The organism is Klebsiella quasivariicola, assembly GCF_002269255.1.
Classification (GTDB): domain Bacteria; phylum Pseudomonadota; class Gammaproteobacteria; order Enterobacterales; family Enterobacteriaceae; genus Klebsiella; species Klebsiella quasivariicola.
The window spans coordinates 1-16105 of record NZ_CP022823.1 but is presented as its reverse complement, the minus strand read 5'-3'; the positions used below and the strand labels follow the sequence as shown (position 1 = coordinate 16105).

14 protein-coding genes and 1 other annotated feature are annotated in these 16105 nt (G+C 56.9%); of the genes, 2 read left to right on the top strand and 12 right to left on the bottom strand.

Annotated elements, in window-relative coordinates; all coding sequences use genetic code 11:
- Positions 1-209: 209 nt before the first annotated feature.
- Positions 210-956 (top strand): GntR family transcriptional regulator, encoded by a 747-nt coding sequence (locus B8P98_RS00070; RefSeq protein WP_025711346.1) that lies wholly within the window; start codon positions 210-212, stop codon positions 954-956.
- Here B8P98_RS00070 and B8P98_RS00065 read toward each other — a convergent pair.
- The 4 genes from B8P98_RS00065 to ibpA all read right to left on the bottom strand — a co-directional run bounded on the left by B8P98_RS00065 (position 924) and on the right by ibpA (position 4606).
- The gene (locus B8P98_RS00065; protein WP_025711347.1) at positions 924-2585 is read right to left on the bottom strand and encodes a putative transporter; all 1662 of its coding nucleotides are present in this window, start codon (positions 2583-2585) and stop codon (positions 924-926) included. The two genes, B8P98_RS00070 and B8P98_RS00065, sit on opposite strands and share 33 nt — an antisense overlap.
- Positions 2586-2686: 101 nt before the next feature.
- Positions 2687-3511: a DNA damage-inducible protein D gene (gene dinD, locus B8P98_RS00060; protein ID WP_080897968.1), complete on the bottom strand. Its 825-nt coding sequence runs from the start codon at positions 3509-3511 to the stop codon at positions 2687-2689.
- Between the two features lie 136 nt (positions 3512-3647).
- Positions 3648-4076, bottom strand: coding sequence for a small heat shock chaperone IbpB (gene ibpB, locus B8P98_RS00055; protein WP_004145074.1), 429 nt, complete (start codon positions 4074-4076; stop codon positions 3648-3650).
- 116 nt (positions 4077-4192) lie between these two features.
- Positions 4193-4606, bottom strand: coding sequence for a small heat shock chaperone IbpA (gene ibpA, locus B8P98_RS00050; protein ID WP_004151523.1), 414 nt, complete (start codon positions 4604-4606; stop codon positions 4193-4195).
- Positions 4600-4675 (bottom strand) — a sequence feature (ROSE (Repression Of Heat Shock gene Expression) occurs in the 5'-region of heat shock genes and acts as an RNA thermometer to modulate expression.). Its footprint overlaps the gene before it by 7 nt.
- Positions 4676-4920: 245 nt before the next feature.
- Between ibpA and B8P98_RS00045 the strand changes: the two genes are divergently transcribed.
- On the top strand, positions 4921-5253 hold the full coding sequence (locus B8P98_RS00045) for a YceK/YidQ family lipoprotein (protein WP_004151524.1): 333 nt from the start codon (positions 4921-4923) through the stop codon (positions 5251-5253).
- Position 5254: 1 nt separating this feature from the next.
- On the opposite strand, the gene B8P98_RS00040 is transcribed toward B8P98_RS00045, so the two are convergent.
- The 8 genes from B8P98_RS00040 to dnaA all read right to left on the bottom strand — a co-directional run bounded on the left by B8P98_RS00040 (position 5255) and on the right by dnaA (position 16105).
- Positions 5255-6481, bottom strand: a complete 1227-nt coding sequence (locus B8P98_RS00040) for a DUF3748 domain-containing protein (RefSeq protein WP_080897969.1) — start codon at positions 6479-6481, stop codon at positions 5255-5257.
- A gap of 77 nt (positions 6482-6558) precedes the next feature.
- Positions 6559-7692 carry a BamA/TamA family outer membrane protein gene (locus B8P98_RS00035; protein ID WP_025711350.1) on the bottom strand — a complete coding sequence of 378 codons (1134 nt, stop codon included), beginning with the start codon at positions 7690-7692 and terminating at the stop codon, positions 6559-6561.
- Positions 7689-8771: a porin family protein gene (locus tag B8P98_RS00030; RefSeq protein ID WP_095032605.1), complete on the bottom strand. Its 1083-nt coding sequence runs from the start codon at positions 8769-8771 to the stop codon at positions 7689-7691. The genes B8P98_RS00035 and B8P98_RS00030 overlap by 4 nt, the downstream gene beginning before the upstream one ends.
- 149 nt (positions 8772-8920) lie before the next feature.
- On the bottom strand, positions 8921-9733 hold the full coding sequence (gene yidA / locus B8P98_RS00025; RefSeq protein ID WP_023313767.1) for a sugar-phosphatase: 813 nt from the start codon (positions 9731-9733) through the stop codon (positions 8921-8923).
- A 200-nt stretch (positions 9734-9933) separates the two neighbouring features.
- Positions 9934-12348, bottom strand: a complete 2415-nt coding sequence (gene gyrB, locus B8P98_RS00020) for a DNA topoisomerase (ATP-hydrolyzing) subunit B (RefSeq protein ID WP_025711352.1) — start codon at positions 12346-12348, stop codon at positions 9934-9936.
- A gap of 28 nt (positions 12349-12376) precedes the next feature.
- Positions 12377-13450, bottom strand: coding sequence for a DNA replication/repair protein RecF (gene recF, locus B8P98_RS00015; RefSeq protein WP_008806744.1), 1074 nt, complete (start codon positions 13448-13450; stop codon positions 12377-12379).
- A 146-nt stretch (positions 13451-13596) separates the two neighbouring features.
- The gene (gene dnaN / locus B8P98_RS00010) at positions 13597-14697 is read right to left on the bottom strand and encodes a DNA polymerase III subunit beta (RefSeq protein WP_025711353.1); all 1101 of its coding nucleotides are present in this window, start codon (positions 14695-14697) and stop codon (positions 13597-13599) included.
- A 4-nt stretch (positions 14698-14701) separates the two neighbouring features.
- Positions 14702-16105, bottom strand: coding sequence for a chromosomal replication initiator protein DnaA (gene dnaA, locus B8P98_RS00005; RefSeq protein ID WP_025711354.1), 1404 nt, complete (start codon positions 16103-16105; stop codon positions 14702-14704).

Sequence of the window (16105 nt, the reverse complement as noted above, 5' to 3'; positions counted from 1 at the left end):
GACAACATGCCGCGCCGTTGCGATTCGTGATCGCTTTCATGGTTTTAATTTGGTCAAAGTTGTCTACTTCTTTAATAAAAATTAGACATCGATAAGTCAGGCAGTGGAATTAACTAAATAAATGAGTACTAATCATTTGTAATAAAACTATTTTTTTAACAAATCATGAAGAAAACAGCGTTTCCCTTTCCTGCGTAAGAGGACTACTGGTGATCTACAAATCTATTGCTGACCGTCTGCGGCTGCGGCTGAATTCCGCCGACTTCGCCATCGGCAGCCCGCTGCCGGGAGAGAAAAAACTGGCCGAGGAATTCGGGGTGGCGCGCATGACCATCCGCAAAGCCATCAATCTGCTGGTGGACTGGGGACTGGTGGTTCGTCGCCACGGCGCCGGGACCTACGTGGCGCGCAAAGATGTCCACCACGAAACCAGTAATCTCACCGGCCTGGCGGAAGTGTTGCGCAAGCAGGGTAAAGAGGTGGTGAGTCAGGTGCTGGCCTTTGAGGTGATGCCCGCCCCGCCGGCCATCGCCAGCCTGCTGCGGATTAAAATTGATGAACGGATCTACTTCTCACGGCGGGTGCGCTACGTCGATGGCAAGCCGCTGATGCTGGAGGATAGCTATATGCCAGTGAAGCTGTTCCGCAACCTGTCGCTGAGCCATCTGGAGGGGTCGAAATTTGATTATATTGAGAAGGAGTGCGGGATCATCATCAGCGGGAACTATGAAACGCTGACGCCGGTACTGGCGGACAGGCAGCTGGCGCGCTCAATGAACGTCCCTGAACAGACGCCGCTGCTGCGTATTACCTCCCTTTCCTACAGCGACAGCGGCGAGTTTCTTAATTATTCCGTCATGTTCCGCAACGCCAGCGAGTATCAGGTGGATTACCACCTGCGCCGCGTCCAGGCGCAAAGCCCGCTAGCTCAGCCCCCAGAACAGCACGGCGAGTAGCTGCGGGGTGATAATCCGCAGGAACATCACCAGCGGATAGACGGTGGCGTAAGAGAGCGCCGCCGCGCCGCTGGTGGCGTGCAGATTGTTGGCGAAGGCCAGCGCCGGCGGGTCAGTCATGGAGCCGGCCAGCATGCCGCACAGCGTCAGATAGTTCATCTTCGCCAGCACGCGCGCGAGAATGCCTACCGTCAGCAGCGGGATGGCGGTGATAAAGATGCCGTAAGCAATCCAGCTCAGGCCGTCGCCTTCGGTCAGGGTGGCGACAAAGTCGCCCCCCGATTTTAGCCCGACCACCGCCAGAAACAGCACGATCCCCAGCTCGCGCAGCGCCAGGTTAGCGCTCGGCGGCATAAACCAGTACAGCTTGCCGATGCTGCCGATGCGCCCGAGGATCAGCGCCATAATCAGTGGCCCACCAGCCAGCCCCAGCTTCAACGCGGCGGGGAAGCCGGGAATAAATAACGGAATAGAGCCCAGCAGTACTCCGAGGCCGATGCCGATAAACACCGGCAGCATCTGGACCTGCTGCAGCTTCTGCTGGGCGTTACCCAGCTCGGCGGCCACAGCGTCAATCGCCTCCTGGCGGCCGACCAGGTTAAGGATGTCACCAAACTGCAGGCTGGCGCTGCTGCTGGCCACCAGCTCGACGCCAGCGCGATTAAGCCGGGAGATCACCACGTCATAGCGCTGTTTGACGTGCAGATCGCGTATTTTCTTCCCCAGCACTTTCTCGTTAGTCACCACCACCCGCTCGACTTTCAGATCGGTGCCGCGCGTCGACAGCGAGGTCGCCACCTCCTGGCCAATCACCAGCTGCGCATTGTGCAGATCCTCAGGTCGCCCCACCAGGTGCAGCAGGTCGCCAGCCTGGATAAGGGTGCCCGGCGCAGGCACCATCAACAGCTCACCGCGCTTCAGCCGCGAACAGACGATGTTGTCGCTGTTGAGCATCGGCACATCCTGAATCGCCATCTGATTGAGATTGGGGTTCTCCACCCGCACGTTGATGGTGTGCAAATGAGCGTGGCCGTTGCCGCTGCTCTCCTCAAACCGCTGGGCCTCTTTCTCCACATTGATGCGGAAGAACAGGCGCACCAGCCACATGGTCAGCAGAATGCCGCAGATGCCGAACGGATAGGCCATCGCGTAGCTCATCCCCATCTGATCGACCACATCGAAGGGCACCCCAAGATCGCGCAGAATTTGCTGCCCGGCCCCCAGCGCCGGCGTGTTGGTCACCGCGCCGGAAAAGATGCCGAGCACCACCGGGAGAGGAATATTGAACAGTTTATGTAGCACCGCGGTCACCAGACCGCCGAGGATAACGATAAGGATAGCGAACAGATTGAGCCGCAGGCCTGAGACCCGCAGCGAGGCGAAAAAGCCCGGTCCCACCTGGATACCGATGGTGTAGACAAACAGGATCAAACCGAATTCCTGAATAAAATGCAGCATCGGGCTGCTAAGGGCGACGCCCGCCTGATCGACAAAGTGGCCGACAATAATCCCGCCAAACAGGACACCGCCAATGCCAAAGCCGACGCCGCGGATTTTGACATTGCCGATCCACAGCCCAACCACCGCCACCAGCGCCAGCACGCTGACCGTCAATGCTATCTCACTCATGGTACCGTCCCTGTGAATAACATTATTAACTACAGGGATTATGACCACTGCCAGACGGGTTGTATGCCGCCTGGCGCACAATAATCATGGAGTAAGATACGCTACTCAGGCGCGTTCTTATTTTTCGCTGCGATAGTGAGTTGCTGAATACTTTTCTCCGGGGAAGGAAGCGCTTCAGGCATAGTGCCACCCAGATCTTTAATAGTCTGGCGTACTTTTTGCCCTACGTCATAATGCGTTTTGTTGGCGAGTTGCTTCGAATCAACCGCGTCCCGACGTAGTTTTTCTTCCGTTTGGGTAGCACGAAACAGGTTGGCCGCGAGCTCAGTCGATCCCATATAGTCGAGTATTTTTTGGCTTTTCTTTAGGCCCTTACGCTCATGGATTGCTTTTTGGTCAAGACCACCATAGAGATCTTTATAGCCATGGTTTTGAAAGACAGCAAAATCAAGAGTCGTCTCAACACCGGCACGTTGGGCCGTTTCAACCAGATGTTTATTATGCTCTTTGAGTTCATTGCGCAGGAACAGTCGCTTTTCATCCTCTTGTAGAGACTTAAATATTTGATCATCTTGCAATTCCTGGCGCCGGGTTTGCAAGGCAAAGTACGTTTGCCCCGCAGCAATCACCGGTTTCGACGGATCGCCATTTTGCACTACCAGATAGCAGGCGTAGCGTGAGAGGTGGAAATCTTCAAGATTCCTGCTGGCGCCAGAACCTAATTCGACCATTTTGTTGGTTTCAACAAAATGGTCTGCCGAGGGATGACCACTCGCCTCACATGAAATTATCGCTTTTGCAATGACCTTATAAAAATTCCGCCACTCTTTATAGTCAAGCAGGGGACCAAGGTTGCGGGCAGACCAATACTCCCGCCCCGCCTCATCGCTCTTTCTAATCGCTTCAAATGGCTGCTGTTCGTTCATAACGTATCCTTGTTTGAGTGAGTCCCAAAGTATGATTGTTTTTTAAACTGAAACACCCGTTGCAGCAAGTAAGTTTATTGCGCTCTCGCGCACAAAAAAGCCCCGAAAATCGGGGCCTTATAAGTTATTCGCTTAATTAACTATTTAACGCTGGTCGTTCGCTGATGGCGATACGCTGCGGGGCAATCTGCTCAGGCTCATTGCGGGTCAGATCGATATGCAGCAGGCCGTTGGTGAAGGTCGCGCCAGAGACCTCCATGTTGTCGGCAAGGGTAAAGCTCAGGCTGAAGGCCTGGCTCACCAGCCCCTGGTGCAGCCATGTGGTCTCTTTTTCCGGCTGCTGCGGCGTGCCTTTCACCACCAGGCGGGTACCTTCCAGCTGAATATCCAGATCTTCCTGACGGAAACCGGCCAGCGCAAGGGTAATGCGGTAGTGGTTATCGTCGCTTTTTTCGATGTTATAAGGCGGGAAGCTCTGGCTTTCACCGGCGGTTTGCAGGGCGCTGGCCAGTTTGTCAAAACCGATCCATTGACGCAGCAGGGGGGATAAATCGTAGTTACGCATAGTGTTTTCTCCTTCTATGAAGCGAGTGAATATCTGCGAATAGCGTGGATTCGCATCTGCTCCCTGACGGCGAGCAAGTTTTTACATCAGGCCGCGTGGCGGCCTGAAACGGATAATTAGTTAATTTCGATACGGCGCGGCTTGTTCGCTTCCGGGATGACACGTTCCAGATCGATGTACAGCAGGCCGTTCACCAGGTTGGCGCCGCGGACGTGAATATTTTCCGCCAGCTGGAATTTGCGCTCGAAGTTGCGCTCGGCGATCCCCTGATACAGGTAGGTCCGCTCTTTCTGCTCGGCGGCGTGGGCGCCTTTGACGATCAGCAGATTGTCCTGGGCCGTGATCTCCAGCTCGCTTTCAGCAAAGCCGGCCACCGCGATGGCGATGCGATAGTGGTTTTCGTCTACCAGCTCGACGTTATACGGAGGGTAGCCACCGTTGCTCTGGCTTTGATTGTTTTCCAGCAGGTTGAACAGACGGTCGAAACCAATGGCTGAACGATAAAGCGGGGAGAGATCGAAGTTACGCATAATAAATAGCTCCTGAAAATCAGCGAGAATCAAATGACCTTCCATCGTGGACAGGCCGCGGTAATCCGGAATACCCCTCAGGCGTATTCTCAGTGGGTTACACCTATAAAATGGGTTTCTCCCTCTGATTTTCAAGGGATTGAGGGCGAATTTTTTTGCAGTTTGCCAATGATTGCTTAGACTGGGGGGAGGAGCACAAAAAGCAAAGTGCGATGCCCGCCACAATGCGGCGCAATAACGCTATGCATTCACGGGATGGCCCGATATAACCGCTGAAAGGTTATCTCAACGCCCGAAACGACGATGGAAAAATAATGAAAAGCAGACGACTGTTAAAGCTGGTCCTGTTCAGCGGGATAATAAGCCTGAGCGGTTGCTCCAGCGTAATGTCACATACCGGTGGCAAAGAGGGAACCTATCCGGGTACACGTTCCAGCGCGCAAACGCTGGGAGACAGCGACACCAACTGGGGTGTCAAATCGCTGGTGGCGCTGGATATGCCATTCACCGCCGTCATGGATACCCTGCTGCTGCCGTGGGATATGTTCCGCACCGACAGCTCTATCAAATCGCGAGTCGAAAAGAGCGAGAAAGCCACGCTGGCGACCAACTCGGTGATCCCGCCAGCGCCGATGCCTGCCCAGTAAGTTATCGTCCGGTCTGCGTGACCCATAGCTGGCGATAACCGTCCACCTCTTCCATCCAGGCAATCTGTTTACCGTCTGGCGAAAAGACGATCGCGTCTGCCGAAGGCGCATGGGCATGCGCGTCGGTTAAAAAGGTGATATCCCCCGTGCCGGCATGGCAGCAGGCAATCCGATCCTCCAGCACAAAGCCCAGCCACTCTCCCGACGGATGCCAGTTAAACGCCGACTGGATACCCGACGCGTGATACGTCAACTGCCGCGGTTCGCCCCCCTGCGGTGAAATCAGCCACAGCTGCACCACCCCGGCGTCGTCGCGCATCAGAAAGGCTATCGCCGTCGCCTGCGGATTGGCGCGCACCCAGTGGCGCGGGACGTTCACCAGCCCCGGGTAGCGGCGACGGTGGGTGAAGGTCAAACGACGCTGACAGACGCCCGCCGGCGGCGCCGGCATCGTGGTTGCCGTGCCCGCCAGCGGCTCCCCGCCGGGCTGCTTCCAGCCGGCTTCATCCTGCGGCAGCTCGACCATAAACAGCTCCGGGACTTTGTCGCCGTTTTCCGCCAGGGTATCGCCAATAAACGCCAGCGCATGGTTCCCGACCCAGCCCTCTTCATAGGCGCGATTAATCTCGTCGCTCCCCGGAACAGGCGTCGGCGTCGTGCGGCTCACCAGCACGCACCAGTGGCTGCCGCCGTATTCGCGCGGATGGTGGCCCGGCGGCGTCACCGGCCCATAGGGCGCCGCCACGCCGACGTTGCGCAGATCCAGCGCCGGATCGCGCGCGTGCAGCACGTGGTCGTTATAGGTAAAACTGACGAACTGACCGTTGGGACTATAGACGTGAACGTGGCTGCCGCCGCGCAGCGCGCCGGGGGTGTAAGGGGCGGTAATGTCCATGGCGTCCAGATTCTCGACGCCCCCCTGAAAGGCCACCACTCCGCGGCGATGATGAAAATCATACTGCCACTGCGCATCCGGCCGCTCGGGGCCGTGAATGAACACATAGCGCTCCTCGGTCGGATGCACGGTCACCACGCCAACGCTGGCCCCTTCAGTGGCGCGATAGACGATCTCCACCGCACCGCTGTGGACGTTCACCCGTTCGATAGTCTCGCCGGTGAACGACGCGCCGGACGGGCGGACATCGAACACCAGCCACTGGCTGTCGGGGGTCCAGATACGGGTATTGGTGAGCTGGTGGTTGCGGGGAGCAAAGGTAACTTGTTTCATGGCGTGCTGACCGGGCCGATATAAGAGTGGCGTTAGCATACCGCAATCCGCGCAAGGTTGAATGCCCGGCAAGGTGCTTAAAACGCCTCCCCGACCTGAAAGTAAAAGCCGCTGCTGCCCTTACCAATGCCATAGTCGAGGCGAATATTCACCCGAGGTTTGAACTCGAAACGGTAGCCAACGCCGCCGGTGGGCAGCCAGCGGCCATTGTTCAACGACGACAGCGACGGCCCCATGGTTCCCGCCCCAGCCCAGGCCACAATCCCATGCCGCCAGGTGAGCTGCCGACGATATTCCAGCTGGCCGCTGACGACGTTTTTATCGCGATAGCGCCCCTCATAGTAACCGCGCATCCGCTCATCGCTGCCCAACAGGGGCATCATGCTCCACGGCACCTCGCCCTGGGTGAAGGCGCCATCGGCCTCCCAGGCGAGCACGCTTTTCTCGCTCAGGGCATGATAATGACTATAGTGCAGCTGAAATTCGTCAAAGCGGGTATCGCTGCCTAATCCGGGCGCATAATGGGTGTAGCGGACGTTAGCATACTGACCCCGACGCGGGTTGGGGACAAAGTCGCGATCGTCCCAGTTCAGGGCAACGCTGGCGCCCGAACTGAATACCGACGGCCCCTGTGAGGTGCTTTCTATTTTCGGTAAATCGTCGTGGTCCATCTCATCGGCGTTCTGCGCCGCCAGCGACCATCCCGCGCCCAGATAGACATTGTCGAACAGTTGCCGGTAGATTGTCGGGCGCAGAGTCAGCACCTGGGCGGTATACTTCTCTTTTTCATTGTCTTTATCCCCGGCGTGAAAACCCTGCCCCCAGTAATAAGTGGGCGTATTGGCCATCGACCCTTCGACAAAAACGCGCCACAGGTCGTTGTCGAAAAAGGCGTAGTTTTTCACGCTGAGGCCGAAGGCGCCGGTGGAGCTGGCGTAGCCGCTCAGCGTCAGGGTCGAGTTCTGGCTGGTGGTATCCTGCGGATCGGGGCGATACATGCCGACGACAGCGGTGCCGATGCCCAGCCCCAGCTCCGGCGTATAGAACGGACCGGGCATCACGCCCCAGTCGATCCCTTTGCTGGCGTCGAACTTATCGCTGGCGCCGAGATGCTGCAGCCAACCGTCGATTTTCTCGCGGCTGAGCATTTCGGCCTGGCTGCAGATCGGGCTGGTCATCAGCAGCAGAAAAGTGATAAACAGTCGGCTCAAAAGCGATACTCACCGGCGATAAAGAAGCTGTTACGTTCGGCAAAGCCAAACTCGGTAGTAATATTAAAGTTCTGCGTCATCTCATACTGCGCGCCCACCAGCACGTTCCACGGCGACTGGAGATGCTGTTTCACATCAAAGCGACCGTTATTGTCCTGGTTGGCCAGATTGACCATATTCTGCAGCATCGGCGACGGCATCGAGAGATCGTTAAGGCTGCCCTTAAACTCCTGCTGCACATCCTGATACATGCTGCCGACCCACAGGTTCAGCTTTCCGGCGGGGAGATGCAGCGTATCGACCGATGGCGTAGTGAAACGATAGCCTACGCGCGGCGAAAAGGTAAACGCGTCGATGCTACCGTCGAGGATATCAAAACGCGTCTGGGTGTAGTTGGCGTCGAACACCGTAAACCAGTTGCCGACGCCACCCACCAGGGTGGTGCCCATCCCGTAGGTGGTACCCTTAAAATCGAGGCGAAAGTCGAGATCCTGCATCCCCGGCAGAGGGACCACTTTACCATTCGGCCCCTTCAGGCCGACGGCAATCTGCGAAATTGAATGTCCTTCGGTGTGCCCGACCAGACCATAAACGTTCATAAACGGCAGCAGCCAGGCATCCAGCTTGAGCGTTTCGGTTTTACTGCTTTCCCGCGTATTACCGACGCCAATCTGGAAAGCGTTATCCAGCGAGACGGGCCCATTAGCGAAAATATTATTCACCGCACGTTTGCAGGCGAAGCTCTTACCGCAATCGATATTGCGACCATCCAGCGACAGCCCGGTGAAGTTAATGCTGTCGACATTAATATTCAGCCGCATATCCATATAGTTAATACTAACGCCAAACGGCAGCGGCAGTACGTAGCCGCGCTTTCTGGCCTCATCGCCTAGCAAAGGGAGTAGCGAGGACGATTCTGTCGCCGCAGGCTGGCGACTTTCTGGCGCCGGCAGATCCGCAGGCTCTGCGCCGTGATAGGCATACGCCGGTTCGAGCGGCGCCGTTGGTTCCGCGGCCGCGCAAATCTGAACAGAGGCGAATGGCAGCGTAACCAACATCAAACGGTGGTATATATTCATGAAAAGTATGATGTTAGTTCTGAGTTGCTAAAAAGAGGGCGGGTAGCTTATAGAATCCCCTGCGAGGATTGAGGGATTTAAATGCGGATTAACATCTGTTCATGAAAAAAGAGAAGACAGACCCGGCGAACGCCGGGCCTGAAGGAAGCTTACGCTAAAACGTATTTTTCAATGGCGAAGGCGACGCCATCTTCAAGGTTAGATTTGGTGATGAAGTTCGCCGCTTCTTTGACCGCAGGAATGGCGTTATCCATTGCCACGCCGACGCCGGCAAATTCAATCATCGCGATATCATTTTCCTGATCGCCAATCGCCATAATCTCTTCTGGCTTGATGCCGAGCGCATCGGCCAGCGATTTCACGCCAGTGCCTTTATTGACGCGTTTATCCAGAATTTCGAGGAAGTAAGGCGCACTTTTCAGCACGGTGTACTTCTCTTTCACTTCCGCCGGAATACGGGCGATGGCCTGGTCAAGGATTGCCGGCTCATCGATCATCATCACTTTCAACAGCTGGATCTCAGGGTCCATTTTCTCCGCTTCGCAGAACACCAGCGGAATGGTTGCCACGTAGGATTCGTGGACGGTGTAGTAGCTGATATCGCGGTTCGCGGTATACAGCGTATTGCGATCCAGCGCGTGGAAATGGGAGCCGACCTCGCGGGAGAGCTGCTCAAGGAAGCGATAGTCGTCATAGCTCAGCGCGGTTTGCGCGACGGTGCTACCGTCCCCGGCTTTCTGCACCAACGCGCCATTGTAGGTAATGCAGTAGTCCCCCGGCTGCTCCATATGCAGTTCTTTCAGATAGCTATGGACGCCCGCGTAAGGGCGACCGGTGGTCAGCACCACATTGACGCCGCGCTCGCGCGCCGCAGCGATGGCGGCTTTCACCGCCGGAGAAATGGTATGGTCTGGCAGCAGCAGCGTGCCGTCCATATCGATTGCAATCAGTTTAATAGTCATAGGATCCCCGGGTAAGATGAGTCTCCCCTCATGCTAACGCGATTCCGCTCAAAAAACAGTAAAAGTGTCGGCCCGAAAGGGGGATGGAACCGCGGCAGAGGATTCCCCTTTTAGCGGCAAAAAAAAGCCCGATCGCGCGATGCGACCGGGCTTACTCATCCTGTTGTCCCGGTAAAACTCGTTACCGGGAAACATGCGGCTTAAATATCGATATTCGCCGCTTTCAGGGCGTTCTCTTCGATAAAGGCGCGACGCGGCTCAACGGCATCGCCCATCAGGGTGGTGAACAGCTGGTCAGCGGCAATGGCATCCTTAACGGTCACGCGCAGCATGCGGCGGCTGTCCGGATCCATGGTGGTTTCCCAGAGCTGATCCGGGTTCATCTCGCCCAGACCTTTATAACGCTGGATGGAGAGACCGCGACGGGACTCTTTCACCAGCCAGTCGAGGGCTTGCTCGAAGCTGGCTACCGGCTGACGGCGTTCGCCGCGCTCGATGTAGGCATCTTCTTCCATCAGACCGCGCAGTTTCTCACCCAGGGTGCAGATACGGCGATATTCCGGCCCTACGATGAACTCATTATCCAGCGGATAGTCGGTATCCACCCCGTGGGTACGGACGCGAATAACCGGTTCAAAATGCTGCAGCTCTTTGTTCTCGTGGAGATCAAATTTCCACTGGCTGCCGTGCTGTTCTTTCTCGTTCAGCTCGGAGACCAGGGTGTTCACCCAGCGGGTCACCTTCTGCTCGTCCGCCAGATCGGCCTCGGTCAGGGTCGGCTGATAGATAAGCTCTTTCAGCAGCGCTTTCGGGAAGCGGCGCTCCATACGGCCAATCATTTTCTGGGTGGCATTGAACTCGGCAACCAGTTTTTCCAGCGGTTCGCCCGCCAGCGCTGGCGCACTGGCGTTGGTGTGCAGGGTCGCACCGTCGAGCGCGATGGAGATCTGATACTGATCCATCGCTTCATCGTCTTTAATGTACTGTTCCTGCTTGCCTTTCTTCACTTTGTACAGCGGCGGCTGGGCAATATAGACGTGCCCGCGCTCGACGATTTCCGGCATCTGGCGGTAGAAGAAGGTCAACAGCAGGGTACGAATGTGCGAGCCGTCGACGTCCGCATCGGTCATGATGATGATGCTGTGATAGCGCAGCTTGTCCGGGTTGTATTCATCGCGACCAATGCCGCAGCCCAGGGCGGTGATCAGCGTCGCCACTTCCTGGGAAGAGAGCATTTTATCGAAGCGGGCTTTCTCAACGTTGAGGATTTTACCCTTCAGCGGCAGGATCGCCTGGTTCTTACGGTTACGACCCTGCTTCGCAGAGCCGCCCGCGGAGTCCCCTTCCACGAGGTACAGTTCAGACAGCGCCGGATCGCGTTCCTGGCAATCCGCCAGTTTGCCCGGCAGGCCTGCCAGATCCAGCGCGCCTTTACGGCGAGTCATCTCACGGGCGCGACGTGCGGCCTCACGGGCGCGCGCGGCGTCAATAATTTTGCCGACCACGATTTTGGCATCGGACGGGTTTTCCAGCAGGTATTCGCTCAGCAGTTCGTTCATCTGCTGCTCCACCGCCGATTTCACCTCGGAGGAGACCAACTTGTCTTTGGTCTGTGAGGAGAATTTCGGATCCGGCACTTTCACCGATACCACAGCGATCAGGCCTTCACGGGCATCGTCGCCGGTGGCGCTGACTTTCGCTTTTTTGCTGTAACCCTCTTTATCCATGTAGGCGTTGAGGGTACGAGTCATCGCCGCGCGGAAGCCAGCGAGGTGAGTACCACCGTCACGCTGCGGGATGTTGTTGGTAAAGCAGTAGATGTTTTCCTGGAAGCCGTCGTTCCACTGCAGCGCCACTTCCACGCCGATACCGTCTTTTTCGGTGGAGAAATAGAAAATATTCGGGTGGATCGGCGTTTTGTTCTTGTTGAGATACTCAACGAACGCCTTGATGCCGCCTTCGTAGTGGAAATGGTCCTCTTTACCGTCGCGCTTATCGCGCAGGCGGATAGAGACCCCGGAGTTCAGGAACGACAGCTCGCGCAGGCGTTTCGCCAGAATGTCATACTCGAATTCGGTGACGTTGGTGAAGGTTTCCAGGCTTGGCCAGAAACGCACCATGGTGCCGGTTTTGTCGGTCTCGCCGGTCACCGCCAGCGGCGCCTGCGGTACACCGTGTTCGTACATCTGCTTGTGCACTTTGTTATCGCGCTGGATAACCAGCTCCAGCTTCTGCGACAGGGCGTTAACCACCGAGACGCCTACGCCGTGCAGACCGCCGGACACTTTATAGGAGTTATCATCGAATTTACCGCCGGCGTGCAGGACGGTCATGATAACTTCCGCTGCGGAGACGCCCTCTTCCGGGTGAATGCCGGTTGGGATGCCGCGGCCGTCATCCTGTACGGAGACGGAGTTATCGCTGTGGATGGTGACAACGATATCTTTGCAGTAACCCGCGAGCGCTTCGTCGATAGCGTTATCCACAACCTCGAATACCATGTGGTGCAGACCGGTGCCGTCATCCGTGTCGCCGATATACATACCCGGGCGCTTACGCACCGCATCCAGCCCTTTCAGGACTTTGATACTGGAGGAGTCATAAGAATTCGACATCAACGTTTCTCGCTCATTTAATCTTGGGTTAATCCGTTATTTTACCTTTTTCCACGCGGAACATCTTCGAATTTTTGTCCGACATGTCCATAACGTGTTCAGCGCTGATGGCGCTGACGAAAACCTGTGACTGCGTCGCTTTCAGGCGGCTGGATAACAGACCGCGGCGGGCATCATCAAGTTCCGAGGCAAAATCATCTATCAGGTACAGGCAGCGCCGCCCGCTGACGCGGGTGAGGAACTCTCCCTGCGCCAGACGCAGGGCGCACATCAGCAGCTTAAGCTGCCCGCGCGACAAGGTATCTTCCACCGGCGCCCCGTCAGCGCGAATGCGGAAATCCGCTTTATGCGGGCCGTGGGCGGTGTAGGTTAACATTCTGTCGCGTTCGAAATTCCGCTCCAGCACCTCGGCGTAGTCCGTTTCTTTTTCCCAGCCGCGCTGGAAAGAGAAGGTGAGGGTGAATTCCGGTAAAAATTGCTGACAGGTATCCGCCATGTCTTCGACAATAGCGGCGCTGTATTCGGCACGCCAGCGGCTGATCTGCTCCGCCAGCGGGATTAATTCCAGATCCCACGGCCGCAGCTGGGCATAGCGGCTCACCTGGCGTAGCGCGGCGTTGCGCTGCTTGACCAGGCGCTTCAGGTTGCTCCAGGCGGTGAAGAATCCGGCTTCGTTGTGAAAACATCCCCAATCGAGGAATGCTCTTCTGTATTTGGGGCCGCCGTTGAGTAAAGTAAACCCCTCCGGCGTAATCAGCTGCATCGGCATCAGGTGCGCCAGCTCCGCCACTTTGTGGCCGTCGGTGCCGTCGATGCGCACCTTGCTGTCGCCCTGTTTGTCTTTGGTCAGGCCGATGGCGGTTTCCCGCTCTTCGCCCTGCAGGCGGCCGTGCAGGACAAAAGCCTCCTGCTCGTGGCGGATCACCCGGCCAATTTGCAAACTACGAAACGCCCGGCCGTGACCGAGCGTATAGATAGCTTCCAGCACGCTGGTTTTGCCGCTGCCGTTCGCGCCAACCAGGAAGTTAAAGCCGGGAGATAAAGCGAGATCCGCGCTTTCAATATTGCGGAAGTCTTTGATGAGCAAGCGCGTCAGTGACATATCAGCGTTCTTTGGGCCAGGGCGTTATCGGCGCAGCCAGTTTCAACGCGGACTGCGCGCAGACCCTGGAGCGTACACGAAGTACGTGACAGGGGCGAGCACAGCCCAGGTTGAAAATGGCAAGTAAGATAGCCCGATATTTTCCACTACAATCTCATAGGCATGACGACATAGGCTGCGGATTGCGAAGCCGCATCCTCAATCTGCACGCTCGACACCGAATCCGTCAGCAGAATACGTACATTCTCGCACTTCAGCGCATTCAGCACATCCAGCACATAGCTAACGTTGAAGCCAATCTCCATCTCCGTTCCGGCGTAGGTCACATCCAGAATCTCTTCCGCCTCTTCCTGTTCCGGGTTATTGGCGGTGATTTTCAGCTGGTTTTCACTGACATACAGCCGCACGCCGCGGAATTTCTCGTTGGAAAGAATCGCCGCGCGGGCAAAAGCCTGCTTGAGAATATCGCAGCCCGCCTCGAGGTGTTTATCCGGGTTTTTCGGCAATACGCGGCGATAATCCGGGAAACGGCCATCAACCAGCTTAGAGGTGAAGATAAAATCGCCAACGTGGGCGCGGATATTGTTGCTGCCGATCTGCACGCGCAGCGGGGTATCGCCGCCGTCGAGCATCCGCATCAGCTCAATCACCCCTTTACGCGGCACGATCACCGAATGGTTCGGCAGCGATGCTTCCAGCGGCATCGCGCAGACCGCCAGGCGGTGGCCGTCGGTGGCGACGGTGCGCAGTTCGCTGCCTTCGGTTTCGAACAGCATACCGTTTAAGTAGTAACGAACATCCTGGTGCGCCATCGAGAACTGGGTCGCTTCGATCAGGCGCTTCATCGTCGCCTGCGGCAGGGTAAATTCCACCTCGCTCTGCCAGTCGTCAAGATTCGGGAAATCGGCAGCGGGCAGGGTCGACAGCGAGAAGCGGCTGCGGCCGGAACGCACCAGCATCCGATCGCCTTCCAGCTGAACCGCGATCTCCGCCCCTTCCGGCAGTCCGCGGCAGATATCAAAGAATTTCCGTGCCGGAACGGTCGTGGCACCCGCTTCGTGCGGCTGAACCAGCGCCACGCGCGCCACCATCTCCATTTCAAGATCGGTACCGGTCAGCGACAGTGTGCCGTCCGCGACCTGAAGCAGCAGGTTACCGAGAATGGGCAGCGTCGGACGACCACCTAACGGACCGCTCACCTGTTGCAGCGGTTTTAATAAATGTTCACGTTCTACGGTAAATTTCATAGCGTCACGAGGATAATGTTCTGATTAAATTGGAAAAATCTTCTTTAATGTCGTGGCTTTCTTCACGCAACTGCTCAATCTTGCGGCAGGCGTGCAGCACGGTGGTATGGTCGCGGCCGCCAAACGCATCGCCGATTTCCGGCAGGCTGTGGTTGGTCAGCTCTTTGGCCAGCGCCATCGCCATCTGGCGAGGACGCGCCACCGAACGGGAGCGGCGCTTGGACAGCAGATCCGCTACCTTAATCTTGTAGTACTCCGCCACCGTCTTTTGAATATTGTCGATGGTGACCAGTTTTTCCTGCAGCGCCAGCAGATCGCGCAGCGCTTCGCGCACGAAATCAATCGTGATCGCCCGGCCGGTAAAGTTGGCGTTAGCGATAACACGGTTCAGCGCCCCCTCCAGTTCACGCACGTTCGAACGCAGACGCTTGGCGATAAAGAACGCCACTTCGCCCGGCAGGCGAATGTCGTTTTCATCGGCTTTTTTCATCAGGATCGCAACGCGGGTTTCCAGCTCCGGCGGCTCGATCGCCACCGTCAGCCCCCAGCCGAAGCGGGATTTTAGACGATCCTCAACGCCGTTGATCTCTTTTGGATAACGATCCGACGTCAGGATGATCTGCTGATTACCTTCCAGCAAGGCATTGAAGGTGTGGAAAAACTCCTCCTGGGATCGTTCTTTATTAGCGAAGAACTGAATGTCATCGATCAACAGGGCGTCAACAGAGCGGTAGTAGCGCTTAAACTCTTCTATGGCGTTGTTCTGCAGCGCTTTGACCATGTCCTGGACGAAACGCTCGGAGTGCATATAGACCACTTTGGCGTTCGGCTTACGCGCCACAATGCCGTTACCCACGGCGTGCAACAGGTGGGTTTTCCCCAGACCGGTGCCGCCATAAAGGAACAGCGGGTTGTAGGCGCCGCCCGGGTTATCCGCCACCTGACGCGCCGCCGCGCGGGCCAGCTGGTTAGATTTACCTTCGACGAAGTTATCAAACGTGTGTTTCACGTTAACGTTAGAGCGGTAGGTCGGCTCCGCTGGCGCCGGGACATTATCCCAGCCTGGGCGCACGATCGTCGGCGCCGTGCGCGCGGTCTGTACCTGCGCCGCCGGGATGGTCGCCGCAGCCGGGCTTACCGCCCCTTTCTGCAGCGAGCTGGCAGGCTTAGCGCCCACCTCAAAACGCAGCTGCGGGGCATCAGCACCGCAAAAATCATTGAGGAGTCCATTGATATTATTGAGGTATTTGTCCCTTACCCAGTCGAGCACAAAACGGTTTGGCGCATACAGTGCCAGCGTGTTATCGCTCAGTTCCGCCTGCAATGGGCGGATCCACATGCTGAATTCTGTGGCTGGTAACTCATCCTGCAATCGGGCAAGACACTGCTGCCAAAGCGAAAGTGACAC

Coding starts and splice junctions, on each gene's coding strand:
- dnaN (WP_025711353.1), bottom strand. CDS start 14,697: ATGAAATTTACCGTAGAACGTGAACATTTATTAAAACCGCTGCAACAG.
- gyrB (WP_025711352.1), bottom strand. CDS start 12,348: ATGTCGAATTCTTATGACTCCTCCAGTATCAAAGTCCTGAAAGGGCTG.
- B8P98_RS00040 (WP_080897969.1), bottom strand. CDS start 6,481: ATGAAACAAGTTACCTTTGCTCCCCGCAACCACCAGCTCACCAATACC.
- B8P98_RS00045 (WP_004151524.1), top strand. CDS start 4,921: ATGAAAAGCAGACGACTGTTAAAGCTGGTCCTGTTCAGCGGGATAATA.
- recF (WP_008806744.1), bottom strand. CDS start 13,450: ATGTCACTGACGCGCTTGCTCATCAAAGACTTCCGCAATATTGAAAGC.
- B8P98_RS00065 (WP_025711347.1), bottom strand. CDS start 2,585: ATGAGTGAGATAGCATTGACGGTCAGCGTGCTGGCGCTGGTGGCGGTG.
- yidA (WP_023313767.1), bottom strand. CDS start 9,733: ATGACTATTAAACTGATTGCAATCGATATGGACGGCACGCTGCTGCTG.
- dinD (WP_080897968.1), bottom strand. CDS start 3,511: ATGAACGAACAGCAGCCATTTGAAGCGATTAGAAAGAGCGATGAGGCG.
- B8P98_RS00030 (WP_095032605.1), bottom strand. CDS start 8,771: ATGAATATATACCACCGTTTGATGTTGGTTACGCTGCCATTCGCCTCT.
- ibpB (WP_004145074.1), bottom strand. CDS start 4,076: ATGCGTAACTACGATTTATCCCCCCTGCTGCGTCAATGGATCGGTTTT.
- ibpA (WP_004151523.1), bottom strand. CDS start 4,606: ATGCGTAACTTCGATCTCTCCCCGCTTTATCGTTCAGCCATTGGTTTC.